This window comes from Sorangium sp. So ce119, assembly GCF_051524405.1.
Classification (GTDB): Bacteria; Myxococcota_A; Polyangia; order Polyangiales; family Polyangiaceae; genus Sorangium; species Sorangium cellulosum_G.
Genome location: NZ_CP150310.1, coordinates 747,382 through 770,214, shown reverse-complemented (window position 1 = coordinate 770,214; position 22,833 = coordinate 747,382). Strand labels below are relative to the sequence as shown.

At 74.7% G+C, this 22,833-nt stretch carries 15 protein-coding genes; 5 read left to right on the top strand and 10 right to left on the bottom strand.

Annotation, left to right across the window (positions count from 1 at the left end; genetic code table 11):
* Positions 1 to 78 precede the first annotated feature (78 nt).
* Positions 79 to 1,113 carry a LacI family DNA-binding transcriptional regulator gene (locus WME76_RS03125; protein ID WP_437958732.1) on the top strand — a complete coding sequence of 345 codons (1,035 nt, stop codon included), beginning with the start codon at positions 79 to 81 and terminating at the stop codon, positions 1,111 to 1,113.
* Positions 1,114 to 1,140: 27 nt separating this feature from the next.
* Here the strand turns inward: WME76_RS03125 and WME76_RS03120 are convergent, their stop codons facing one another.
* Positions 1,141 to 1,761, bottom strand: coding sequence for a Maf family protein (locus WME76_RS03120; RefSeq protein ID WP_437958731.1), 621 nt, complete (start codon positions 1,759 to 1,761; stop codon positions 1,141 to 1,143).
* Positions 1,762 to 2,095: 334 nt separating this feature from the next.
* On the opposite strand from WME76_RS03120, the gene WME76_RS03115 reads away from it, so the two are divergent.
* Positions 2,096 to 3,697, top strand: coding sequence for a right-handed parallel beta-helix repeat-containing protein (locus tag WME76_RS03115; RefSeq protein WP_437958730.1), 1,602 nt, complete (start codon positions 2,096 to 2,098; stop codon positions 3,695 to 3,697).
* Positions 3,698 to 3,755: 58 nt separating this feature from the next.
* On the opposite strand, the gene WME76_RS03110 is transcribed toward WME76_RS03115, so the two are convergent.
* Both WME76_RS03110 and WME76_RS03105 read right to left on the bottom strand, forming a co-directional pair.
* Positions 3,756 to 5,945, bottom strand: a complete 2,190-nt coding sequence (locus tag WME76_RS03110; protein ID WP_437958729.1) for a bifunctional alpha,alpha-trehalose-phosphate synthase (UDP-forming)/trehalose-phosphatase — start codon at positions 5,943 to 5,945, stop codon at positions 3,756 to 3,758.
* A 131-nt stretch (positions 5,946 to 6,076) separates the two neighbouring features.
* Entirely contained in the window at positions 6,077 to 7,771 is a 1,695-nt protein-coding gene (locus tag WME76_RS03105) for a serine/threonine protein kinase (protein WP_437958728.1), read from the bottom strand.
* 465 nt (positions 7,772 to 8,236) lie between these two features.
* On the opposite strand from WME76_RS03105, the gene WME76_RS03100 reads away from it, so the two are divergent.
* Complete coding sequence (locus tag WME76_RS03100; RefSeq protein ID WP_437958727.1) at positions 8,237 to 9,208, top strand: tetratricopeptide repeat protein; 972 nt, start codon at positions 8,237 to 8,239, stop codon at positions 9,206 to 9,208.
* A 67-nt stretch (positions 9,209 to 9,275) separates the two neighbouring features.
* On the opposite strand, the gene WME76_RS03095 is transcribed toward WME76_RS03100, so the two are convergent.
* A complete protein-coding gene (locus WME76_RS03095; RefSeq protein WP_437958726.1) occupies positions 9,276 to 10,679 on the bottom strand; it encodes a hypothetical protein in 1,404 nt (467 codons plus the stop codon).
* 388 nt (positions 10,680 to 11,067) lie between these two features.
* On the opposite strand from WME76_RS03095, the gene WME76_RS03090 reads away from it, so the two are divergent.
* Complete coding sequence (locus WME76_RS03090) at positions 11,068 to 12,024, top strand: hypothetical protein (protein ID WP_437958725.1); 957 nt, start codon at positions 11,068 to 11,070, stop codon at positions 12,022 to 12,024.
* Positions 12,025 to 12,078: 54 nt separating this feature from the next.
* Here WME76_RS03090 and WME76_RS03085 read toward each other — a convergent pair whose 3' ends face one another.
* Both WME76_RS03085 and WME76_RS03080 read right to left on the bottom strand, forming a co-directional pair.
* The gene (locus tag WME76_RS03085) at positions 12,079 to 12,858 is read right to left on the bottom strand and encodes a hypothetical protein (RefSeq protein ID WP_437958724.1); all 780 of its coding nucleotides are present in this window, start codon (positions 12,856 to 12,858) and stop codon (positions 12,079 to 12,081) included.
* A 43-nt stretch (positions 12,859 to 12,901) separates the two neighbouring features.
* Complete coding sequence (locus tag WME76_RS03080; RefSeq protein WP_437958723.1) at positions 12,902 to 15,637, bottom strand: hypothetical protein; 2,736 nt, start codon at positions 15,635 to 15,637, stop codon at positions 12,902 to 12,904.
* A 218-nt stretch (positions 15,638 to 15,855) separates the two neighbouring features.
* Here WME76_RS03080 and WME76_RS03075 point away from each other — a divergent pair, with 218 nt between their 5' ends.
* Positions 15,856 to 17,349 carry an MYXO-CTERM sorting domain-containing protein gene (locus WME76_RS03075; RefSeq protein ID WP_437958722.1) on the top strand — a complete coding sequence of 498 codons (1,494 nt, stop codon included), beginning with the start codon at positions 15,856 to 15,858 and terminating at the stop codon, positions 17,347 to 17,349.
* A 76-nt stretch (positions 17,350 to 17,425) separates the two neighbouring features.
* Here the strand turns inward: WME76_RS03075 and WME76_RS03070 are convergent, their stop codons facing one another.
* The 4 genes from WME76_RS03070 to WME76_RS03055 form a co-directional block, all read right to left on the bottom strand.
* Positions 17,426 to 18,331 (bottom strand): hypothetical protein, encoded by a 906-nt coding sequence (locus tag WME76_RS03070; protein ID WP_437958721.1) that lies wholly within the window; start codon positions 18,329 to 18,331, stop codon positions 17,426 to 17,428.
* A 10-nt stretch (positions 18,332 to 18,341) separates the two neighbouring features.
* Complete coding sequence (locus WME76_RS03065) at positions 18,342 to 19,193, bottom strand: hypothetical protein (protein ID WP_437958720.1); 852 nt, start codon at positions 19,191 to 19,193, stop codon at positions 18,342 to 18,344.
* A gap of 365 nt (positions 19,194 to 19,558) precedes the next feature.
* Positions 19,559 to 21,148 (bottom strand): vWA domain-containing protein, encoded by a 1,590-nt coding sequence (locus tag WME76_RS03060; RefSeq protein WP_437958719.1) that lies wholly within the window; start codon positions 21,146 to 21,148, stop codon positions 19,559 to 19,561.
* An 11-nt stretch (positions 21,149 to 21,159) separates the two neighbouring features.
* Complete coding sequence (locus WME76_RS03055; RefSeq protein WP_437958718.1) at positions 21,160 to 22,746, bottom strand: hypothetical protein; 1,587 nt, start codon at positions 22,744 to 22,746, stop codon at positions 21,160 to 21,162.
* Positions 22,747 to 22,833 lie beyond the last annotated feature (87 nt).

The window sequence follows — 22,833 nt, the reverse complement described above, 5'->3', positions numbered from 1 at the left end:
CCGTGAACCGGTTTGACAGGAATCGCCCGCGCGCCCTAGGATGCAAGCGCTTGCCTTCAGGTTGGCTTGTTGATGTACATGAAATCTTCGTCTGAGGCGGTCACGACGAGCGCCGGCCCACGGCCGTCGGTGCGCATGGAGGACGTGGCCCGTCACGCCGGGGTCTCTCCGGCGACGGTCAGCAGGGTCCTCAACGATCGTGGCAAGTGCAGCGCGGAGACCCGCGAGCGGGTGCTCGCGGCGATACGCGATCTCGGCTACGTGGTGAACGCGGCGGCGCGGAGCCTCGCGCAGGGCAAGACAGGGGCTCTCGGCCTGCTCCTGCCCGCCGTGAGCACCGATTTCATGTCGAGCTTCCTCCAGATCGTCGCGGGCGCGGCGACGGACGAGGGATATGATCTCCTGATCGCGCTGCGGTCGGAGGGCTCGCAGCGGCGGATGCTCGGGCGGCACAACACCGATGGCGTCCTGATCTTCGGCGGCGCCATGGGGGATCCGAGCCTGAGGAGGCTCTCGTCCGAGGGGTTCCCGGCGCTATTGCTGTATCGATCCTCGCCGCAGGGCCTGTCGCTGCCGAGCGTCGTCATCGACAACGAGGCCGGCGTGCGGGCGGCGGTCGATCACCTGATCGAGGCGCACGGCCGGCGGCGCATCGCCTTCCTGCGGGGCCGGCCCGGCAGCGAGGACGCGGCGCGGCGCGAGGAGGCCTACCGGGAGTCGCTGGCGCGCCACGGCGTCCCGGTCGACCCGCAGCTCTGCCGCGCCGGGCTCAGCGCCGAGGAGGCGCGCGCCTCGACGGTCGCGCTCCTCCGCGAGCGGGCGGCGTTCGACGCGGTCGTCGGCTGGTGCGACGGCGCCGCGATCGGCGCGATCGACGCGCTGCGGAGCGAGGGCATGCGCGTGCCCGCCGACGTGTCCGTCGTCGGGTTCGACGACATCAGCCCCGCGCGGCACCTCGATCCGGCGCTCACGACCGTCCGCGCGCCGACGGAGCTCGTCGGGCGCCTCGCCGTCCGGGAGCTCGTGCAGCTCATCCAGCGCGGCGTCGCGGAGCCGCAGGCGCGGCTGCCGGTCGAGCTCATCGTCCGCCGCTCCTGCGGCTGCGCGCGCTGAGCGGGCGCGCCGTCCAGCGGCGCGCGCTTACACCCCGGGAGGCGCGTCGAGCGGGTCGACCCCGAAGCGGCGCAGCAGGCGGCAGAGCGGGACGAGCGGCAGCCCCACGATGGCCGTCTCGTCGGCGTGGCGCACGTCGTCGAACAGCCACGGACCGCGCTTCTCGAAGAGGTACCCGCCGGCGCTGCCGATCGGCCGATCCAGCTCGACGTAGCGCCGGATCTGCGCGCGGCCGAGCGGGCGCACGCGCAGCTCCACGGTCGCGATCTCGGTCATCAGGGTCCGCTCGACGCCGGGCGCGGGCGGCACGCCCGGCGGCGCGTGCACCGCGACGGCGGTGTGGAGCGCGTGGACGCGCCCCGCGAGCCGCCCGAGCTGGTCGGCCGCCTCGTCGAGCGTGGCCGGCTTGCGCAGGAGCTCGCCGTCGAGCTCGAGCGCCTGATCGGCGCCGATGATCAGGGCGTCGGGGCGCGCCGGCGCGAGGCTCAGCGCCTTCCCCTCCGCGAACAGGCGGGCGCACGCGGCGGGCGGCAGCCCCTCGGGCGCGATCTCGTCGAACGCCGGCGCGACCGCCTCGTACGCGAGCCCGAGGCGATCGAGGAGCGCCCGCCGGAAGGGAGACGTGGAGGCGAGGACAATCCGGGACATGCCCGGCTCCATGGCACGGAACGACGCGCGTGCCGAGGGGAACCGCCGGCGCCGCGCGGCGCTCTTCCACGCTCTTCCGCGCTCCTCAATTACCGTGCCGAACGCCTCTCGAATGCGACTGGCGCTCTTCGTGCTACCGCGGCGATTCGCTTCGTTTTACCCGCATTCCCTCGACAATGGCCGCGCACAGGGAGAGTCGGCAATGGGGAGAACGCCGGGCGACATCGAAGGACCGGCAGAGACTCCTGTCGTCAGGCGTATCCCTAATTACCCATCGTGCATTTCATTAAAAAGCTGCTTGCGCCATGACTCCACAGCACGCGAGATTGGGGCGATGCAGCAACTCAACACAAGGCACCTCCTCACCCTCTCTCTCGTCGCGCCGGCCCTCGGGCTCTCGGCGCTGCTCACCGCCTCCCCGGCGAGCGCGGCGACGTACGAGGTGGGCCGAGGCAAGCCTTATTCGAGCCTCGCGGAGGTCGCCCCCCGCCTCGCTGCCGGCGACGTGGTCGAGGTCGAGGGTAACGCCACCTACCCCGGCGACGTGTTCTTCAAGAAATCGGGCACCGAGTCGCAGAAGATCACGATTCGCGGCGTCCGCGTGAACGGCCGCCGCCCCGTGCTATCCGGGGGTTCGAACACGGTGATCTTCGGCGGCAATCATTATGTCTTCGAGGGCTTCGAGGTCACCGGGGGCTCTGGCCGCTGCGTGTTCAACAAGGCGCACGACGTCACGATCCGCGACGCGGTGGTGCACGACTGCCCCGGTCACGGCATCCTCGGGGCCGACTCCGAGTCGGGCTCGCTCACGCTGGAATACGTGGAGGTCTACGCCTGCGGCTCCGGCGACACGAGGCACCCGATCTACATCGCGACCGACGAGGAGACGCGCCTCGGCTCGGTGTTCCGCATGCGGCATTGCTACGTGCACGACAGCAACGGCGGCAACAACGTGAAGAGCCGCGCCGAGCGGAACGAGATCTATTACAACTGGATCGAGGGCGCGAAGTACCACGAGATCGAGCTGATCGGGCCCGACGGCCAGGACGAGGGGCTCGCCCGCGAGGACTCCGACGTGGTCGGCAACGTCTTCCGCAAGACCGGCAAGCACTTCGTCGCGCGCGTCGGCGGCGACGGGACGGGGCAGACGTTCGGCCGCTTCCGGTTCGTCAACAACACGTTCCTGCTCGCCCCCGGCTCCAACGCGGCGATCCGGATGTTCGACGGCATCGAGAGCGTCGAGATGAGCAACAACGTGTTCTATCGGTCCGGCGGCGGCGGCGTGGAGGTCTACGTGGATCGGTCGGCGAGCTGGGCGACGGGCAAGGCCCTGATCGCGGGCGCGAACAACTGGGTTCCGAGCGGCTCCTCGTCGATCCCCGCCGGGTGGACAGGCACGCTCCAGGGCGCCGACCCCGGCTTCGCGAACGTCGGCGCGCTCGACCTCCGCCCGTCGGCGACCAGCCCGCTCGTCAACGCCGGCGCCGGCTGGACGCCGAGCCCGGCCGGGCACCCCTTCCCGCGGCCGCTCGCCGCGCCGCGGTTCGCGCCGACGCGCTCGGCGCGCGCGGCCAGCGGCGCGCTGTCGCGGCCGGCCACGGGCGCCATCGACATCGGCGCCTACGAGCACGGGGTCGGCCCCGCGGCGCTCGTGAGCGCGATGCGCGCCGACGCGCGCGAGCTCGGCCTCGACGACGTCGACCTCGAGCGCGACGTCGCCGAGGGCGACGCGGACCCCGCCGGCTGCGACGCGGCCGCGGAGGAGCACGCCGGCGCGGACGCGGCGGACGCGGACGCCCCCTGCGCCGCCCACGCGGGCTCGTGCAGCGTCGGCGGGGCGCTCGCCGGCGGCGCCGGCGGCGCGGGCGCCGCCCTCGCCGCGGCGACGGCGCTCCTCGGGGCCGCCCTCCGGCGCGGCCGCCGCCCGAGGGCGTGAGCTCCGGCGCACGCGCGCGCGCTCACGAACGCGCGCGCCCTCACGAGCGCGCGCGCGCTCACGCGACGAGCGCGCGCAGCAGGCGCCGCGCCGAGGCCGGGTCCGGCAGCTGAAACGCCGCGGAGCTCTCCCCGCCGCCCACGTGCACCGTGAGCGCCGTCGGGGGGAGCGCCGCGAACAGATCCTCGTCGGTCCTGTCGTCGCCGAGCGCGACCACCATCGCGTCGGGCGGCACCGTCGACAGCGCGCGCGGCACGATCACCCCCTTGTTGACCCCGCGCAGCCGCACCTCCAGCACCTTCCGTCCAGGGATCAGCTCGAGATCGTGCTCGCGCAGCAGCTCCTCGAGCCGCGCGGGCACCTCGCGGGCCATCTGGCTGGCGAGCTCCGGATCCGCGCTCCGGTAGTGCCACGCGATCGACACCACCTTCTCCTCGATGAAGCTGCCCGCCGTGCGGTCCACGAAGCTCTGCAAGACGTCGCGGACCTTCGGCTTCCAGTCGAGCGAGGCCTCGCGGAGCGCGACCCACGGCTCGCCGGGCGCGGCGCGCGAGAAGAACCCGTGCTCCGCGTGGAGGCAGATCGGCAGCTCGCCCAGCCACCGCTCGAGGTCCTCGCGCGGCCGGCCGCTCACCACGTGCACCTGCGTCCGCGGGCGCGCCGCGAGGCCGCGCAGATCGGCGATGAGCTCCTCGTCCGGCGGCGCGAGCTCGGGCATCGCCGCGAGCGGGACGAGCGTGCCGTCGTAGTCGAGCATCACGACCAGCGACGGCGCGCTGCGCGCGCTCGCGATCGTGTTGAGCTGGGGCGCGTCCGTGCGCCGCCGCGCCGCGCCCACCGCGGGCGCCGCGGCGCTCGCGCGCTCGAGGTCGCTCAGGAAGCAGTGCGACCAGCGGTGCGCGTCGTGCGTCACCACGCGGCGCCGGAGCGCCTGCATCCTGACGCGCTGCTCGGACCGCGGCATGACGAGCGCCCGCTTGATCGTCGCGGCCACCGAGTCGATGTCGTACGGGTTGACCGGGAGCGCCTCGATCAGCTCGGCGGCCGCGCCCGCGAACTCGCTCAGCACGAGCGCGCCGGTGTCGTCGAGCCGCGAGGCCACGTACTCCTTGCAGACGAGGTTCATCCCGTCGCGCAGCGGCGTCACCATCATCACGTCGGCCGCGAGGTAGAGCGCGACCACCTCGGCCATCGGCATCGACCGGTGCAGGAAGTGGATCGGGACGTCGTCGAGCGTCGCGTAGGCGCCGTTGATCTGGCCGACGAGCTCGTTCACGACCCGCCGGAAGTCGGCGTACGCGTCGACCTTCTCGCGCGTGGGCACCGCGAGCTGGATGAACCGGACCTTGCTCCGCAGCTCGGGCTCGCGCTCGAGGAAGCGCTCGATGGCGAGCATGCGCCGCGGGATCCCCTTCGTGTAGTCGAGCCGGTCGATGCCGAGCACGATCTTCCGCCCCTGGGCGCGCTCGCGGAGGCGCTGCGCCTCGGCGCGGACGTCCTCGTCCCGGGCGAGCCGCACGAACTCGTCGACGTCGATGCTGACCGGGTAGACGCCGAGCCGCACCTTCCGCCCCTCGTACGCGAGCGTCTCGAGGTCGGGATCGAGGCCGAGCACGCGCGCGGCGGAGTAGACGAAGTGGTACCGATACGACGTCGTGTGAAACCCGACGACGTCGGCGCCGAGCATGCCGCGCAGCACCTGCTCCCGCCACGGCAGGATCCGGAAGACCTCGGCCGCGGGGAACGGGATGTGCAAAAAGAAGCCGATCCGCGCGTCGGGGATGCGCTGGCGCAGCATCGCCGGCACCAGCGTGAGCTGGTAGTCGTGGATCCAGACCCTGTCCCCCGGCCTGTACCGGGCGGCGACCGCGTCGGCGAAGCGCTCGTTCACCGCGCGGTAGCTCTCCCAGTCGCGCCGCGCGTCGAGGTGCACCTTCTCGACCAGGTAGTGGAACAGCGGCCACAGGACGCCGTTCGAGAAGCCGTCGTAGTAGTGGCTGATCTCGGTCGGGGTGAGGTGGACCGGGACGGTGCCGAGCTGCTCGAGCTGCGCCTCGAGCTCCTGGCGCTGCTCCGCGCCGAGGCGCGAGACGTCGCCCGGCCAGCCGAGCCAGAGCCCACCGTGGCGCTCGTGCGGGCCCCGGATCGCGGTGACGAGGCCGCCCGTCGAGGGCACGACGGACACGTCGCCCTGCTCGGCGCGGACGGTCACGGGGAGGCGGTTCGAGACGATGAGCAGGCGGGACATGCGCAGCCACGAAGCTAGCGCATCGCCCCTTCGCCGCGCCGCCCGGCACGGCGAAATCAGGGGCGCGCCGCGCTGGACGGCGCGGCGCGATCAGGGCGCGCCGTTGCTCCGTGTCGGGCGCGTCCTGATCGTTACCGGTCGATCCGGATCGACGGCGCCGAGGGCTCGGTCGCGGTCGGCTTCGACGTGGGCGGGGGCGGCGTCGGCGCGCGGGGGCGTCCCCAGTTCCGCTTGCTGCCGCCCGAGCCCTGCGACGGCTGCTCCTCGACCTTCGCCGGCGCCGACGCCTGCGCGAGGCGCGCGACGGTCTGCACCGACATCTCGGACGGCCCCTGCACGATGGAGTAGGGCTGGAAGCCCTCCTTCTGCAGCGTCAGCCGGCGAGGCGCCGCGCGCACCTGATCGTTCTCGATCGAGAGCTGGAGCGGCGTCTGGCCGAGCGACTTGCCGTCCTCGAGGACCTCGGCGCCCGGCGGGATCGACTCGATGATGAGCATGAACGAGGGCGCGCCCTTCTGCTCGTTGGCCGCGGCGGTCGGCGCCGGCCCCGGCGCGGGCGTGGGCGTCGTCGTCGCCTCGCTCTGCGCGGGGTTGCGGGTGAGCACGAAGACGACCGCGGCCACGATGATGGCGCCGATCGCGGCGAGGATCGCCGCCTTGCGCCCGCCGCCGGGTCGCGCGTCCTGCGCGCCCACGCCGCTCTTCCCCGGGTCCGTCGCCGCCGCCGCCACGCCGCCCGGGCCCGTGCCGACGCCCGAGGTGCGGCCGCTCGCGTCGTCGTCCGGCGCCGGGAGCGTGACCGCCTCCTTGAGCGCTTGCACCGTGGACGAACGCGACGAGATCTGCACGCCGGGCAGCGACTCGAACGAGGTGATCTGCGTGCCGCCGAACGCGGTGGTCACGCCCATGCCGCGCGCGCACTCGCCGAGGCCCTGGATGAGCGCGTCCATCGTCGCGGGCCGGCCGTCCGGATCCTTCGCGAGGCAGCGCATCACGAGCGCCTCGAGCGGCTCCGGGATGTCGACGTCCGGGTTCCGATCCTTCATGCGCGGCACCGGCTGCTGCAGGTGCGCCATCAGGATCTGGATCGACTTCTCGGACTCGAACGGGACCTTCCCGCAGAGCATCTGGTAGAGGATCACGCCCAGCGAGTAGATGTCGGTCCTGAGATCGACCTTGCCGTGCGAGATCTGCTCGGGCGACATGAAGCGCGGCGAGCCGAGGAACGCGCCCTGCTGCGTGAGCTCCTCCGAGTCGTCGCCGAGCTGCTTCACGAGGCCGAAGTCGAGGATCTTGACCGCCTCCTCCGCGTCCTCGTTGGAGACGAGCATGACGTTCGACGGCTTGAGGTCGCGGTGGACGACGCCGTGCTTGTGCGCCTCGCGCAGCCCGCGCGCGATCTGCCGCGCGATGCGCATCGCCTCGGGCGGCGGGAGGCGCCCCTGCCGGCGCACGCGCCGGAAGAGCGTCTCGCCCTCGAGGAACTCCATCGCCATGAAGAACCGCTCTTGATCGTCGGCCTCGATCTTGCCGTAGTCGAAGACGGTGACGATGTTCGGGTGCTGGAGGCGCGCGAGGATGCTCGCCTCGAGGAAGAAGCGCTTGTGGAAGTTCGGGTCGAGTTGCCGCGAGGCCTGGTTCGGGATCAAGACCTTGATCGCCACCGGGCGCCCGAGCGGGATCTGCTCGCCGCGATAGATCGTGCCCATGCCGCCGGTCGCGAGCTGGGACAGGATCTTGAACTTGCCGTTGAGCACCTTTCCGAGCAACGGATCGATCGGCTCGCTGCGCGCTACTTCATCGACGACGTTTTCGTTGGCACTCATATGAACTCCGTCGCCTTCCCCGTGCGGGCGCGGGCGAGCCCTCCCCTCGGTATCGATGCCTCGCGATGCGTGAGCCTGGACCTCATGATCGTGGGGGACGTCGACGCGTGGGGCCGTCGAGGCAGTCTAAACGGAAGAAAAGTCCTTGGCGACCTTTCCTCGATCGCCCCGTTCGCGAGGCCGGTTCCCCCCTCCCAGAGGCCCGGCGGCACGCCATGCGGGAGGCGCTGCACCATGCGTCGTGCGCCATAGCCCCGATCCACGGGAGCCGCCAGTTGCTGGCATCGAGCGTCCGCATCCCACCTTCGTGCCACGAGATCCTGCGAGCAGATTACACCGCTCCGCGTCCGCGCGATGCCCTTCTACGACCGTCCGTGCATCGTCCCGCCGCCGCGGTCGCCGGACGTCCCCGCCCCCACAGCGCGCGCTCGCCCCGACGGTCGGGGGCGAGGTAGTAGAGGGGGCATGCGACCCGATCGCGCCGTGCGGCGCTGGTGGAGGGGGAGAGAGTACCGGAGCCTACTCGACGAGGCGGCGTCGGCGCTGGCCGCCTCCCGCCACGCCGAGGCGGAGGCGACGTGCGCGCGGGCGCTCGGGATCGCCGAGGAGATCTACGGCCCGGCGGACGCCGAGCTCACGGGGCCGCTCTACGCGCTGAGCTCGGCGCAGCTCGCGCAGGGCCGGCTCGAGGAGGCGCGGGCGAGCTCCGCGCGGGCGATCTCCATCGCGGAGGCGGCCGGGGCGAGCGCCGACCCGCCGCTGCCGAGGCTGCTCGAGCAGCTCGCCGCCATCCTCGAGCGGCAGGGCAAGGCCGAGGACGTGGAGGCGCTGTTCCGCCGGATGCTCGCGGGGTACGACCGGATGCGCGACCCGGATCCGGTCGAGCTGTCGGCGCTGCTGAACCGGCTCGGCCTGCTGCTCGGCCGCCGGGGGGCGCGCGCCGAGGCGGCGCCGCTCTTCCAGCGGGCGCTCTCGCTGCGCGAGGGGGCGCTCGGCGACGATCACCCGCTCGTCGCGGAGGCGCTCTACAACGCGGCGACGTTCCTCGAGGAGGATCGCCCGGCCGCCGAACGGGAGGCGATGCTCCGGCGGGCGCTCGGCATCGCCGAGGCGAACCCGGCCGTCGAGGGGGCCCTCCTCGCGTCGATCCTCCACAACCTCGGGGCCGCGCGGGAGGCGCTCGGCGATCCGGCCGAGGCGGCGGCGCTGTACGAGCGCGCGCTCGCCGCCCGCGAGGCGCTCGGCGGGGCCTCCCACCCGTCGCTCCGGCCGACCCTGGTCCGGCTCGCGCAGGTCCACCACGCCGCCGGGCGGGTCTCCGCGGCGCTGCCGCTGTACGAGCGGGCGCTCGCGCTGGCCGAGGCGGATCTCGGGGCAGATCACCCGGTGACGGCGGCGATCAATGCCTGGATCGACGAGGCGCGGAGCCGGAGCTGAAGCGCGGCGGACGGCTGGCCGGCGGGCGCGCGCTCGTACGGCGCCGCCGGTCAGCGGGGAGGCGGCCTCAGGGGTCGAGGGGGCGGGGGTCGCCGCCCTCGCTCCAGCGCTCGACGAGCTCGGGGAGCACGGTCGACGCCATCTGGAGCAGGTGCGCCATGTGGTGCTCGGGGGTGTTGCCCCGGAAACCGCGGACGTGGAGCTCGCCCACGTGCGCTTCCGTGGTCGGGATCATCTGCTTCTCGAGCTTCCTCGAGACGGCGCCCTCGGCCGCGCGCAGCCGGAGGTGCGGCGGCGCGTCGAGCGCGATCGCGCGCTCGACGGGGTAGCCGGCGGCCGCGTCGAGCAGGTAGCTGGCCGTCGCGCTGGAGCTCGCGTACGCGATCGGGTCGATCTCCGAGTGCGTGATCGTGAACAGCAGCTGCCCCTCGGCGGCGCGCTGCGCCGCGCGCGCGAACGAGGCGAGCTGCAGCGTGTTGAGCCCGCTCGGCTGGTCGGGGACGAAGCCGCAGTGGATGCCGTCGGTGACCAGGATCGCGTCGAGCGTCTCGGTGCCGCGGCGGAGCTCCAGGATCTTGGCGACGGCGCCGTAGCCCGCGCTCCACGAGGAGAGCGCGACCCGGCGGAGCCGCGGGGTCGGCAGCCCGCGCTGCGCGAGCGCCCTGTCGATGTCCGCGAGCAGGCTCTCGTACGCGCCCCACTGCGCGTAGAGGTCCTCGTAGGCCCCGGAGCCGATGCCGAGGTTGATGACGGCGACCGCGGCGTTCAGCCCGGCGACCTCGGCGCTCTCGCGGACGAGCTGGGTGTTGCCGTGGAAGTGCAGCAGGAGGTCGTAGCTCGACCCGGCGGGCCTGAACGACTCGGGCGTGAACAGCACGCCGCCGCGGATCGACGCGTACCCGTCGTGCCGGATCGCGGGCGGCGGGGTCGCGCCCTGCCAGCGGGCGAACACCTCGGGCGCGACGAGCACCCGGGCCGCGGCGCCGTCGCGCGCGGCGCGCGACGCGACGAGGAGCGCGCGGCTGACGGGCGTCATGCCGCGGAAGGCCTCGGCGGAGACGCCCGGCATCCGCGCGGCGATCCCGCGCGCGGTGAGCACGACGACGAAGATCACGGTCGCCGCGGCCAGGACGAACGCCCCGAGGGCGCGCCACCGGCGGGCGCGGCGCTCGTCCGGGGAGGGCGCGGACCAGCTCCCGTACGGCGCGACCCCGGCCAGGTGGAGCGGCGAGGGGCCCGGCGCCGGGTCGAGGCCCGGGGGAAACCCCTGGTCCTGCAGCGCAGGCGCCGCGCCGAGGGGCGGCGGCTCGAAGAGGAACCCTGGCTCCTCCGGAGCGGGCGTCGCGCCGAAGGACGGCGGTTCGAGGGGGGGACCGCCCTCCAGGGGCTCCTGGATCACGGTCACGGGCGGCGGCGTGGGCGTCATCGAGAGGTCCGCAGGCGACCTGTCAGCGCGCACGTTTCCCTTCATGCGATACCCCTCCTCAACAACGGGGACGTAGCGCTCGGCCTTCTCCGGCCGGGCGCTGGTTCGTGTGCTGGAGCGCGTTGCACTGACGGCGCCGCGCTGCGTCTCTGCTCCTGCCGCCGAGCCCGGAAGGCGCCGTGGCAGCGGGAGCATCGACCAGCACGGTAATAAGCTCAAGCGGCAACCGTGCCGTGCGCGCATATTCAAGGGAGATCGGAATACTGTGTGCCCTGCTGGATCACGCGTAGGCGAGCGCGTCCGCCCGGCGAAGCGGGGGAGCGCGCGGGATCTGCGCGCGGCGTGCAGGTGAGGTGCGAGCGCCTGGGCGAGCACGGCGGCGATGAAACGCGCACTTGCACCCCCCTCGCGCCCCCACCAAGGTGCTCCGCGCTTGCTCCCCCGTGAGGTCCGCTTCCTGCTCGCAGCGACGCTGCTCCACGCCGCCATCCCGGGGCTGGCGCGCATCGCGGGCGGCGCGGCGCCGGCGCTCGTGGCCCGCTCGAGCGGCGCGGGCCGCGAGGTGGAGATCGAGGTGCAGCAGGTCGAGCCGCTGCGGCCGACGCAGGACGAGGCGCGCGCCGCGCCGCCGGACGCGGCACGGCCGCGCGAGGAGGCGGAGCCGCCGGTGCTCGGGCGGACGGCGCGCCGCGATCGGCGCGACCTTCCGTCGGCGGAGGCCGCGGCCCCGCCGCCGGAAGGCCCCGCGGCGCCGCCCGTCACGGCGCCGTCCACCGAGTACGGCGGTCCGCCGAGCGCGGAAGGTCCGCCGCGCGTGGCGGGGCTCGACGGCGTGCCGGTGTGGCAGCTCCGCGGCGTGCTGCCGGATCAGGCGCCGCCGGCCGCGGCGCCGACCGCGCCGCCCGCGCGGCGCGAGACCTCGATGGACAGGGCCGGCGAGGTGCTGCGCGAGACGATGCGCGATCGCGACAAGACGCTCGGGCTGGATCTGCCCGCCGCCGGCACGATCGCGTCCGTGATCGCGGAGGCGGTGCGCTCCTCCGAGACGCCCGGGACGGCGCGCGCGGTGTTCGAGGTGCAGCTCAGCGGCGCCGGCCTGGTGCTCGGGGTGCGCGCGCTGTCGTCGACGGCCGGGGCCACCGCGCTCTGGGCGCTGGTGGCGCGCGAGGCCGCGGCGCGGCTCGCCGGGCGCGCGCTCGCGATGACCGCCGCGTTCGCCAAGGGCGCGAAGGTCTACGTCACGGTGAGCTCGTCGGTGAAGATGCCGAGCGGCGCGACGTCGGGCGGGATTCACCAGCAGGGCGCGGGCTTCGGGTTCGACGTCGCCGACCTCGGCGCCCGGCCGCACCGCCTGGTCCAGTCGAGCTTCCGCGTCGAGGCGCTCGACTGAGGCGCGCGAGCGCGGGAGCTCGGTCGCGGCGCGCGGGCGCGAGCGCCCGGTCGATCAGCGGCCCCGGCGCTCCGTCCAGCGCCGGTAGCGCGCGGCGCTCGCGACGAGGCCGAGGCCGAGCAGCGCGAGCAGGCTCAGCGCGGCGGGGACGCCGGTGAGCCACACGAGGAGCGGCGGCCACGGGCGCGTCGGGCAGGAGCGCCGCAAGGCGAAGCGGCAGGCGTGGCGCAGCTCGAGCTCCTCGGCGGCGGCGCGGACCTCGGGCGCGTCCTGGGGCATGCCGCGCAGGGCCGCCGAGGCCATCATGTAGGCCGCGGAGGCCGCGCGGTCGTGCGCCGGGTCCGCCGGCACGCGGTCGCGCACGAGCTCGACCAGCCGGGCGGCGCGCGGCGCCGTCTCCTGCTCGGCCAGCGCGCCGGCGAGGTGGCGCGCGAGCGGCTCGTCGAACTGGAGCGCGCAGGCGACGGCGCGGTCTTCGCCGAGCGTGAGGTAGACCGTCTCGCCCGACGCGGTCTGGCGGGGCTCGGTGCCGGACACCGCGACCGGCCTGCGCAGCGCGACCCGCGCCCCGCGGACGCAGCTCGGCACCTTCGGCAGCGCGCGCAGGTGCACCGCGGCGTAGCGCTGGAACGCGATCCCGGCGACCGCGCCGAGCGAGAGCGCGAGCGCGAGGAGCGCGAGGGCTGCGCGCGCCCTGACGCCGGAGCGCGCGCTGGCGCTGGCGCGGGCGGCGCGGCCCTCGGGCGCGCTGGCGCTGGCGCTGGCGCGCGCGGCGCGGTCCTCGCCGGCCTCCGCGTCGGGAGCCGGCTCGCCGGAGGGCGCTCGGGACGACATGGCCGCGGGTATGGACAGCCGCGACGATGCTGTCAATGCGCCGTCACGAGGGGGGCGCCGCGCCGGCGAGGCGCGCCACGTGCGCCCACGTGCGGGCCGCGTCCTCGTGCCCGGTCGCGGCCGCGAGGCGCGCCAGGAACTGCGCGCAGGCCTGCTCGCCGCGGCGATCCTCGGCCTCGCGGGCGCGCGCGAGGGCGCTCAGCCCCTCGAGCAGGGCGCCCTCCGTCCGGCCCGCGGCCGCCAGCGCGACGCCGTAGGCGAGCAGCGCCCGCGCCCGCTGCGCGGGCGGCGCCTCGGCCTCGGCGGCGATCCGGAAGCGACGGAGCGCCTCGTCCTTCGCGCCGCGCCCGAGCGAGATGAGGCCGCTCATGCGCTCGACGAGGTCGGCGTGCTCGCCGGTGCGGCGGAGCTCGCCCACGAGCCGCTCCAGCGTCCGGAGATCGCCCTGCACGAGCGCCTGCCTGGCGAGCTCGGCGAGGCGGACCGCGATGTCGTTCATCGACAGGACGGGCGACTCCGAGGTCTTCGCGAGCGGATCCCCCGAGGCGTCGCCGGGCGGGAGCTCCATTTCCAGGGCGGTCACGTCGGCGAAGTCCGCGGGCGCCTCGTCCAGGAGCCCAGCGCGGCGGTCGTCCAGCCACGGCGCCCGGGGCACGCCGCTCGCCGACGAGGCGTCCGCGCTGTCGGCCCCCGCGGGGAGCGTGGAGCCCCGCCGGCGCGCGGCGCTGTCGGCGGCCTCGCGGCGCGCCTCGATGTCGGCGAGCTCCCCGGCGGAGAGCGCGCGCTGCGGATCCGGCGCGTCGCCGACCACCTCGATCGGCGTGCGGAAGGTGGGCGGCTGGCTCGAGCTGCTGTCCGGCGCCTCGTCGAGCCGGTGGTCCCGCGCGGTCTCCTGCTCGTCGGCGAACGCGAGCAGCTCGGCGGCCGAGGACTCGAGCAGCGCCTCGCCGGCGGCGCGCGCGGCGCGCGCGGCGAGATCGGCCGCGGAGCGCCGGTCGCCCGCCCTCGCGGCGTGCCACGCGGCGTCCGCGAGGCCGAGCACGCCGGCGTGATCCTCGACGACGCGCGCCGCGGCGAGGTGCCACGCGGCGCGCTCGCCGGGCGGGACGGCGGCGAGCACGGCGTCGCGCAGCGTGCGCGAGGAGAGCTTCAGCCAGCCGGGCTCCGGCCGGAACGCCCAGCCGGCGCCGAGCAGCGCCGCCTCGATCGAGGCGACCTTCGGGGCGCCGGTGCCGTCGCACAGGGCGTCGATCGCCGCGTCCGACGCGTCGCCGCCGAGCGTCGCGAGCGCGGTGAGGATCGTGCGGTGCCCGACCGCGAGCAGGCGCAGCCGGCCCTCGATCGGCCGGACGGCGGGCGGCGCCGCGAGCTCGGCCCCGGTCATCGTGCGCGCGGGCCGGCCCCGCCCGGCGCTGCGCCGGCGCGGCCCGACGCTCCTGCCGATCCAGCGCAGCGCGCCGGTCTCCAGGGCCTCGCAGAGGAGCTCGCGCAGGGCCAGCGGGAAGGCCGGCACGCGCGCGGCCCACCGGCGCGCGGCCGCCTCGTCGATGCAGCCGTCGAGGAGGCGGCGGACGAGGTCCTGGGCGATCGGGGCGGAGAGCGGGCCGAGCGTGACGGAGGCGGCGGGGGGGATCGCGGCGAGCGGCGCGGGGAGCGGGTCCGCGCGCCCGAGCCGGACGACGGCGCGCAGGCCGCTGCCCATCTCCATGGCGATCGCGATCGCGTCGAGGCTCGCGGCGTCGACCTCGGCCGCGTCGTCGACGGCGAGCAGGCCGAAGCGGGCGTCCGACGGCGCGAGCCACGCGGCGAGCACCTCGGCGGCCGTCCACGGCTCGACGCCCTCGCCGGCGAGGATCCGCGCGAGCGCGGGCGTCAGCCGGTCCGGGAGCGCCGGCGCGCGGGCGCGCGCCTTCTCGGTGCGGGGCGCCGCGCGCGCGAGCGCGCGCCGGAGCGCGCCGAACGGCTCGCGCGAGGCCCCGATGGGCGCGACGAAGAGGCTCCGCGACGGGGACAGGAGCCGGAGCAGCTCGAGGAGCAGCCGCGAGCCGCCGGCGCCGGCGTCGGCGCGGACGATCGCGAGGGCGCCGGGGGGCACGGCGAGCTCGGCGAGCTCGCCTTCGCGGCCGAGCAGCGGCGGGTCGCACACGCGCGCCACGCTCTCGACGACCTGCCTGCGCAGCGGCTGCTGCGCGTCGAGGCGCAGGCCGCGCACGCGGCGCGCGCCGTCGATGCCGCGGTGGAGGCCGAGGGTCATGAGCTCGCCCGACAGCACGGCGGGGAGCGCGGGATCGAGGAGCACGTCGCCCGGGAGCGCGACGCGGGCGAGCGTGACGGCGACGAGCAGCGGCTGCCCCCAGGAGAGCGCGGTGAAGCGCCCCGCCTCGCCGACGTAGGTCATCTCCCCCTGCGCGATGCCCGCGGCGAAGCGCGCGTCGGGGTGCACGGACGCGTCCTCGGCGGCGAGCGCGGCGAGCAGCACGGCCTCCTCGATGTCGTCGGCGGTGAACTCGAACGAGAAGGTCTGCGCGCTCCAGGCGCACAGCGTCGCGCCGAGCGCCTCGGCGCGCTTCTTCAGCGCGAGCGCCCTCGCGAGGTAGCTCTCCTCGCCGCGCGCCGCCCCGCCCGCGTCGTGCGGCGCGCTCCGGTGGCGCGACGGCGGCCCCGCCGCCCGCGGCCGGGACGCCGCCGCGCGGCCGGGCCCCGGCACGACCGCGTCCGTGCTGCCCGGCTGCGAGAGGGCCGCGGTACCTCGAAAGGACACGACGATGCGCTCCGGCATTGCGGCGAGTCTAGCGGGGCGCCGAGGGCACGTGGGCGCTTCTTGGCGAGCGCGAGGCGCGGGTCGGCGGGCGCGAGCGCGCGGCGCGGGTCGGCGGGCGCGAGCGCGGCGCGGGTCGGCGGGCGCGAGCGCGAGGCGCGGGTGGCCCGCGATAGGATGGATCCTCGATGCCATCTGCTTCCATGCCCGCTTCCGTGCCCGCCCCCGTGTCTGCTCCTGTGTCAGCCTCCGTTCCTGCTTCCGCGCCTGTCCGCCGGCCGAGGTCTCGCCCGGCGCGCGCCGCGCTGCTGCTCGCTGCGGCGCTCGCGGCGCTGCCCTCCCCTGCTGCCGCGAACGGCGTCTTTCCCTCCGCGGACCAGATCGTCTTCGACCCGGCGGACCCGGCGCGCGCCGTGGCCCGGATGACGTACGGCCTGCTCACGACGCGGGACGGCGGCGCGAGCTGGCGCTGGATCTGCGAGGGCGCGGTCGGATACGACGACACGGGCGGCCAGGCTCCCCCCATCGCGGCCGCGGCGGGCGGCAGGGTGCTCGCCGCGCTGGGCGACGGGCTCGCGGTCGGCGCCGAGGGCGGCTGCGCCTGGACGGGCGCGGCAGAGCTCGCCGGGCGACCGATGGTCGATCTCTCGGTCCGGCAGGGCGACCCGTCGCACGCCGTCGCTGTCGCCGCGGGCGACAGACCCGGGCTCTGGGCGTCGCGCGACGGCGGCGCGCGCTGGGAGAGCGCGGGGACGCCGCTCCCGGCCGGCTTTCAGGCGCGCACGGTCGACATCGCCCCGTCGGATCCGCGGCGCGTCTATGTGAGCGGCCTCTCGAGCGGCGGCGGATCGGCCAAGGGGGTGCTCGCGCGGTCGGTCGACGGCGGGGAGACGTGGGAGACCGCGGCCGTCCCGGGGAGCACGACCGCGCGCGAGCCGTACATCGCGGGGGTCGATCCGCGCGACGCCGACGTGCTCTACGTGCGCGTCGCGAGCGCGCCGGGGCGGCTGTTCGTGTCGAGGGACGGCGGCGCGACGTTCGAGCCGGTGTTCGAGACGGAGGGCTTCGTGCGCGCGTTCGCGATCTCGCCCGACGGCGCCACGGTGGCGGTGGGCAGCGACATCGACGGCGTCTTCCGCGCGCCCTCGTCGACGCTCGCCTTCGAGCGGGTCTCCACGATCGCGCCGCGCTGCTTCACCTGGACCGAGACGGGCCTGTACGCGTGCGCGAGCGAGTTCCTGGACGGCTTCACGATCGGCCGCTCGCTCGACGGCGGCGCGACGTTCGAGCCGCTGCTCCACCAGGCGTGCCTCCTCGGCCCGCTCGAGTGCGGCGCGAGCACGCCGGTCGGGGCCCTCTGCCCGGCGGACTGGCCGCGCATCGCGCTGATGACGGGCCACAAGGACTGCACGCCGGACGCCGGCTCACCCGACGCCGGCAGCGGCGCAGGCGGCGCCGGCGCGAGCGGGGCCGGCGGAGCGACGGCGGCGAGCGGAGGAGGCGCAAGCGCAGGCATCGGCGCGGGCACGGGCGGAGCCGTGCCCGGAGGAGACACCGGGCCGGGCGCCGACGGCGGTTGCGGGTGCCGCGCCGGCGACGCTGGCGCGGGCTGGGCCGGCGTGATGGCCGTGGCGGGCCTCGCGGCGACCGCGGCGGCGCGACGTCGCAAGCGGGGTGAGCCGGCGGCCCCGGGAGGCCGCGACGTGCCCGCGCCGCCTCGCGAGGGGCGGTGAGTCGATCCGCGACTGAAACCGGCAGCCTCGGCAGGTCGCGACCTGCCCGCGCCGCCTCGCGAGGGGGCGGCTCTCGTCACGGCGCGATGACGATCCGCTGCGCCGCGGTCGCGACGTCGCCGTTCGGGTCCTCCAGGACGATCTCGGCGTCGAGCGCTCGACCCCGCACGGACTCCACCGGGAGGCCCCGGTCCACCTGAAAGCGGATTCCGTAGATCTCGCAGCCGGCGTCCCCTGCCCTGCGCAGCGTGACCAGCGAGGTGAAGGAAGGTAGCTCGAACGCGAGATCGGGGTAGTGCCCACCCACCGTCAGGCGCGAGCCCATCTGCCGGAGTCCCGTGACGCGCAGCGCGAGCCAGACGTGGTGGCCCCCTTGAGGGCCCGGTTCGATCGTCACCACATCGCCGCGCTCCAGCGGAGCGAACGCGCGCTCCCCCTGGCCGATCACGACCGTCGGGTCGCCCGATGAAGGCATCTTGCACGCGTCGCTCGCCGACGCGATCCACGCCGGATCGTGGTCCGCGAGCGTCGACGGCTCGATGAAAGGATCGACGCACGCCCCCGCCGCGCACGTCGCGCCGGCCGCGCAGGAGATCGCGGAGCACGCCGCGTCGAGCGAGACGGGCAGGAACAGCGCTCGCCCGCTGACCGCGCGGGTCGCGGCCGTCCGCGTCACGACGGGCGCCCCCTCGCCGTCGCGGAACGCCGCGATCGTCAGCGCGACCTCCGCGCCGCCATGCGCTGGCTCGACCGCGAGCTCCGACGGGAGCGACAGCTCGCCCCTCCCATACGAGAGGCTCTCGGCGCGCGTGATGACGCCATCCACCTGGGTGGTGCGCTCGACGCGGTCGATCTCGAAGCCGACCGCCATGTCCGTCGTGAGGCCGACCACCACGAGCGCGTCGGCGTCCTCGCTCCCGCACCCCGCGGAGCACAGGAAGAGCAGCGCGATCAGCGCCCGGGGGGTCGGCCGCACGATCATCGGGAGACGGTCAGCGCGAGGAGCGACGGCGGCGCCGCGCGAGCCAGCCGGCCGCCGCGGCGAGCGCGGCGAACGGCGCGCCCAGGGAGACCTTGCTTCCCGCGGGGCTGAAGGCGCACATGCCGGCGGCGATGTCTCCGTTGATGCCGTCTGGACCGATGGTGACCTCGGCCTTGGCCTCCACCTCGATGCCCTGCTCGAGCAGCGCGTTCACGCAGGCCGGGATCTGAGAGCCGGAGATGATGTACTTGCCGTCGCAGAAGAGCGCGCCGTCACCGCTGCAGGAAGCGTCGCAGTTCGCACGGAACTCGTGCTCGCACTCCTCGAAGATCTCGTCCTGGCAGGTGGTCTGACAGTCCATGTTCGCGTCGGCCGTGCACGAGCCCCCGCAGCACTCGACGCAGTGCTGATAGCAGCCGCCGTCCACCGTCACGCACTGGGCGTCGCACTCGGCGTCGCAGTTCGCGTCCCACGTCGCGGCGCACTGCGAGGCGTCGGTCGCGCCGGCGCACTCGACGTCCCGCGTCGTGGTGCACTCGGCGAAGCAGTTATGAGAGCAGATGACGTTGACGCCCCTGTCGCAGTCCGCCGTGCACTGCGTCGTGCAGCTGTCCGTACAGGTCGCCTCCGCCGAGAGGGTGCACTCCGACTTGCACACCGGCACGAGCTTCGTGGCGCACGCCGTCTTGTAGATCCCGAGCTCGGTGCAGCTCGCGGCGCACTCCGCCGTGACGCGCACCTCACAGCTCGACAGCGCGTCGAACCGGATATTGCCGCACTCCTCGACACCCGCGCTCACCGGGAGAGCGGCCGTCAGACAGGCGGTGATCGCCGCCAACCCAAGAAAACCAGTTCTTCGCATGAGCAAACTTCCTTCCTCGCGACGGTAAACCAAGCATTCTACACAGGGCGCTTTCCGAGGGAAGCGCCATCTCCTCCGCGCACGCGCGTTGCACACGCGCGTGCGGGCGCATCCTGGGACTCTCCCGTCTCCCCCCCTCCCCACTCCTGCCTCCCCCGTCCTGCCTCCCCCCTCCTGCCTCCCCCCTCCTGCCTCCCCCCTCCTGCCTCCCCCCTCCTCCCTCCCCCCTCCTCCCTCCCCCCTCCTCCCTCCCCCCTCCTGCCTCCCCCCTCCTCCCTCCCCCCTCCTGCCTCCCCCCTCCTCCCTCCCCCCTTGCGCGGTTCCACATCGATGGATACGCGCGGCCGAGGAGCGATCTCCCGCGATCAGTCGGCGGGCCAGGGGTTCGGCGGATCGGCCGGCGTGTAGGGCTGCACGTTCGCCTCCGCCTCGATGAGGTTCTCGATGAACAGGTCGACGTAGCGCAGGTCGTCCTCCACGTCCGGATCCGGGCTCTCCTCGAGCCACGCCTCCACGTTCGGGCGCAGCGCCTCCAGCGTGCGGCGCGCGGTGCGCGGATCGGCGTCCGCGGCGAGCTGGGCGGCGAGCTTGAACCCGGCGAAGAGGTTCAACATCACGAAGCCCTTCTCGACCGTGGCGTCGGAGAAATAACCGGCCCTGGGCGGCGCGTCGGGCGTGCTCGGCGCCTCGACGTCGACCTGCTGCGAGCGCGCCTCGCCGGTCAGCGGGTGCTTCCAGGACAGCTCGAGGCTGCCGACGGCGTGCGGATCCTCGACGCGGCTCTGGTCCTCCCTCGGCACGAGCTCGAGCAGGATCGCGCCGCCGCCGCCGCGCCGACCGGCGCCGATCGGCTCCGCGGCGCTGGTCCGCCCGGCGAGGAACAGGCTCGGGATGTGCACCGTGCCGCCGCCCTCGCCGACGCGCCAGCCGTTCGTGCCGTACGCGCCGCGCACGACGTAGCCGTCGCCGAGCGTGACGTCGAGATCGACGTCGAGCGCCAGGGGCACGAGGAACGTCTTCACCTCCTCCGTGAAGACCTCCTCGACCGCCTTCGGGTCCTCCAGGAAGTAGAAGTTGCCCGCGCCGACCTCGCTGATCCCGCGCATCGCGTCGACGTCGAACTGGCTTCCGACGCCGACGGCGGTGACGCCGATCCCCATCTCCGCGTAGCCCGCCGCGAGCGTCTTGAGCCGCTCGGGCGACGTGAGCCCGACGGTGGCCACGCCGTCGGACAGGAAGATCACGCGGTTCTGCCACGCCGGATCGAGGTGCCGCTCGGCGAGCGCGAACGCGGTGAAGAGCCCGCCGTACAGGTTGGTGGACCCGTCCGCGACCAGGCTCTCGAACGCCTCCGTCAGCGCGTCCCGATCCGAGGCCTCTGCCCGCTCGAGGACGACCTCGGCGGCGTCCGCGTAGCGGACGAGCGAGATCCGATCGGTCGGCTCGAGGGCGTCGATCATCTCGACGAGCCCCGCCTTCACGTAGGTGATCGGGTCGCCTTCCATCGAGCCGCTCGTGTCGACCGCGACGACGAGGTGCAGCGGCGGCCGCTCGAGCGCGCCGAGGTCCACCGGCGAGTTCATCCCGATCTGGATGAGCGTGCAGGGCGACCCGCTGATCATGTTGCCCATGATCCCGAGCAGGCCGTGCATGCACACGTCCTCGCCGCAGGTCGCGGCCGGGTAGTCGAGCTTGTGCTCGGCGAAGAAGCCGACGTCGTCGAGCGTGTCGGGCCCCGGGATCTCGCCGTCCTCGAGGATCTGGCGGAACAGGCCGAAGTCCTGCGAGCCGCTCTGGGAAACACCCACGCTGCCGGTGGGCCCGGGCACCCCGGGCGCCGTGGGCGGGGCGGCGCCGTACGCGTCGTCCGCGTCGCCCGCGTCCATGCTGCATCCGGACGCGCCGAGCAGGGAAGCGGCGCCGAGCGCGAGAACATCAAGGATTCGAAGCTTCATGGCGTGACCTCCTACGGGGCCGCGGGGGCGGCGACGAAGACCGACTCGAGCAGGCGGGTTTGATCGATGGGGGCGGAGAAGCACTCCGTGTCGCGGACGGGCATGTCCTCCGCGCGCACGAGGTGGAGCGTCCCGACGCCCTCCTTGAGCACCTCGCTCTCCCCGGCGCGCAGCGAGACGACCCCGGAGATGCCGTCCCCGAGGAGCGACACCTCGAGCGGCGCGACAAGGCTGCCGCACGCGTCGTGGAACCCGTCGCAGCCCGCGATCGGCGAGAGTTCGACCGTGAAATCGCGGGCTGTCGCGCCCCGGTCGAGCATCCACGGGCGGGCGAGCACGTTGCCTTGCAGCGCGACGACGGCGTACGCCTCGCTCTCGATGGCGACGCCGCGCGCGTGCGCCTGCTCGCCCTGCCGGAGCTCCGGGTAGGGCCCGCCGACGATCCCGGTGATCATGACGGAGCGCAGGCTGACCATGTCGCCGGCCTTGACCGGCAGCGCCTCGGCGGGCAGGCAGAGATAGAAGACCCTCTTGTCGGGCTCGAGCGCGATCGCGTGGCACCCGTCCGGCGACGACGTGACGCTGGCCACGACCGCGGTCACCTCGTCGCGCACCGTCCAGTCGAGCCGGCTCCCCTCGGTGGAGGGGCTGCACGCCTCGGCGGGCGGCGGAGATTCGGCCGGCGGCGCATCGAACACCGCGGGGTGCTCGGCGAGCTCGAGCCGCGCCCCGGCGCGCTGGAGCGCGATCACCCGCGCCGGCTGCGGGTTCTGCGTCGACGTGGTGAGGATCTGCTCCGGGAACTGCAGCGCGGACCACGCGAGCAGCGTGAGCGGCAGCCCGTCGGCGTCGATCAGGTAGGCGTCGCACCCCGCGTTCCCCAGCGGCAGCGCGCGGCCCGGCTGGATGAGCCAGGTCTCGGCGTCGGCGAACAGCTCGCGCGAGAGGGCGCCCGTCGGATCGCCGAGCAGGACGCGGCAGTCGACCCGCACCGACTCGCGCAGCCGGCGCACGCGGATGAGCTGCTCGGTCTCGGTCGAGTTGCCGATCACGAGCGACGCGAGCTCCTGCGGCTGCTGCGGCAGGCACCCGTTCGTCCCGCCGCACGGCTCCGGCTCCGGCGCGCGGCTCGTGGCCACGCACGCGAGGCTGCCCGCCATCAGCGCCAGCCGGTGCGCGACCGGCTGCCGCGCGGGCTCGGGCCCCTGCGCGGCCTCGCCGAGCGCGCGGTACGAGAGGAAGAGCATCGGCAACGCGATGAGGTCCGTCGGATCGACGGTGATGCGCCACGGGATCGGCGTGAGCGCCATGAGCGCCTCGACCGCGTGGGCGGCCTCCGGAGCGAGCTTGATGGCCGAGAAGACGGCGCCGGTGGCGAGGTGGGCGCCGAGGAAGCCGCGGCGCGAGGAGACGCGGAGCAGCGCGGCGAGGACCGCGGGCGCGACCAGCAGCCCGGCGAGGTCGCTGAGCTTTCCGGTCAGCCATCCGGGGAGGAGGCCAGAACCTTTGAGGGCGTGATCGTTGAGGACAAGGAGCGCCAGGGCGCCGAACCACAAGGGGTGAAGGAGCGATCGATGCGGGCGCAGAGGTCGAACCATCAGAGCTATCCCTCCGTGCGATGACGGGCCGGCACGGGTGCCCAGGCAAGCGGGCGGCCTGCCGAGGCCGGCGCTGAGCAAGCGACA

Coding starts and splice junctions, on each gene's coding strand:
- WME76_RS03125 (WP_437958732.1), top strand. CDS start 79: ATGAAATCTTCGTCTGAGGCGGTCACGACGAGCGCCGGCCCACGGCCG.
- WME76_RS03120 (WP_437958731.1), bottom strand. CDS start 1,761: ATGTCCCGGATTGTCCTCGCCTCCACGTCTCCCTTCCGGCGGGCGCTC.
- WME76_RS03115 (WP_437958730.1), top strand. CDS start 2,096: ATGCAGCAACTCAACACAAGGCACCTCCTCACCCTCTCTCTCGTCGCG.
- WME76_RS03110 (WP_437958729.1), bottom strand. CDS start 5,945: ATGTCCCGCCTGCTCATCGTCTCGAACCGCCTCCCCGTGACCGTCCGC.
- WME76_RS03105 (WP_437958728.1), bottom strand. CDS start 7,771: ATGAGTGCCAACGAAAACGTCGTCGATGAAGTAGCGCGCAGCGAGCCG.
- WME76_RS03100 (WP_437958727.1), top strand. CDS start 8,237: ATGCGACCCGATCGCGCCGTGCGGCGCTGGTGGAGGGGGAGAGAGTAC.
- WME76_RS03095 (WP_437958726.1), bottom strand. CDS start 10,679: ATGAAGGGAAACGTGCGCGCTGACAGGTCGCCTGCGGACCTCTCGATG.
- WME76_RS03085 (WP_437958724.1), bottom strand. CDS start 12,858: ATGTCGTCCCGAGCGCCCTCCGGCGAGCCGGCTCCCGACGCGGAGGCC.
- WME76_RS03080 (WP_437958723.1), bottom strand. CDS start 15,637: ATGCCGGAGCGCATCGTCGTGTCCTTTCGAGGTACCGCGGCCCTCTCG.
- WME76_RS03070 (WP_437958721.1), bottom strand. CDS start 18,331: ATGATCGTGCGGCCGACCCCCCGGGCGCTGATCGCGCTGCTCTTCCTG.
- WME76_RS03065 (WP_437958720.1), bottom strand. CDS start 19,193: ATGCGAAGAACTGGTTTTCTTGGGTTGGCGGCGATCACCGCCTGTCTG.
- WME76_RS03060 (WP_437958719.1), bottom strand. CDS start 21,148: ATGAAGCTTCGAATCCTTGATGTTCTCGCGCTCGGCGCCGCTTCCCTG.
- WME76_RS03055 (WP_437958718.1), bottom strand. CDS start 22,746: ATGGTTCGACCTCTGCGCCCGCATCGATCGCTCCTTCACCCCTTGTGG.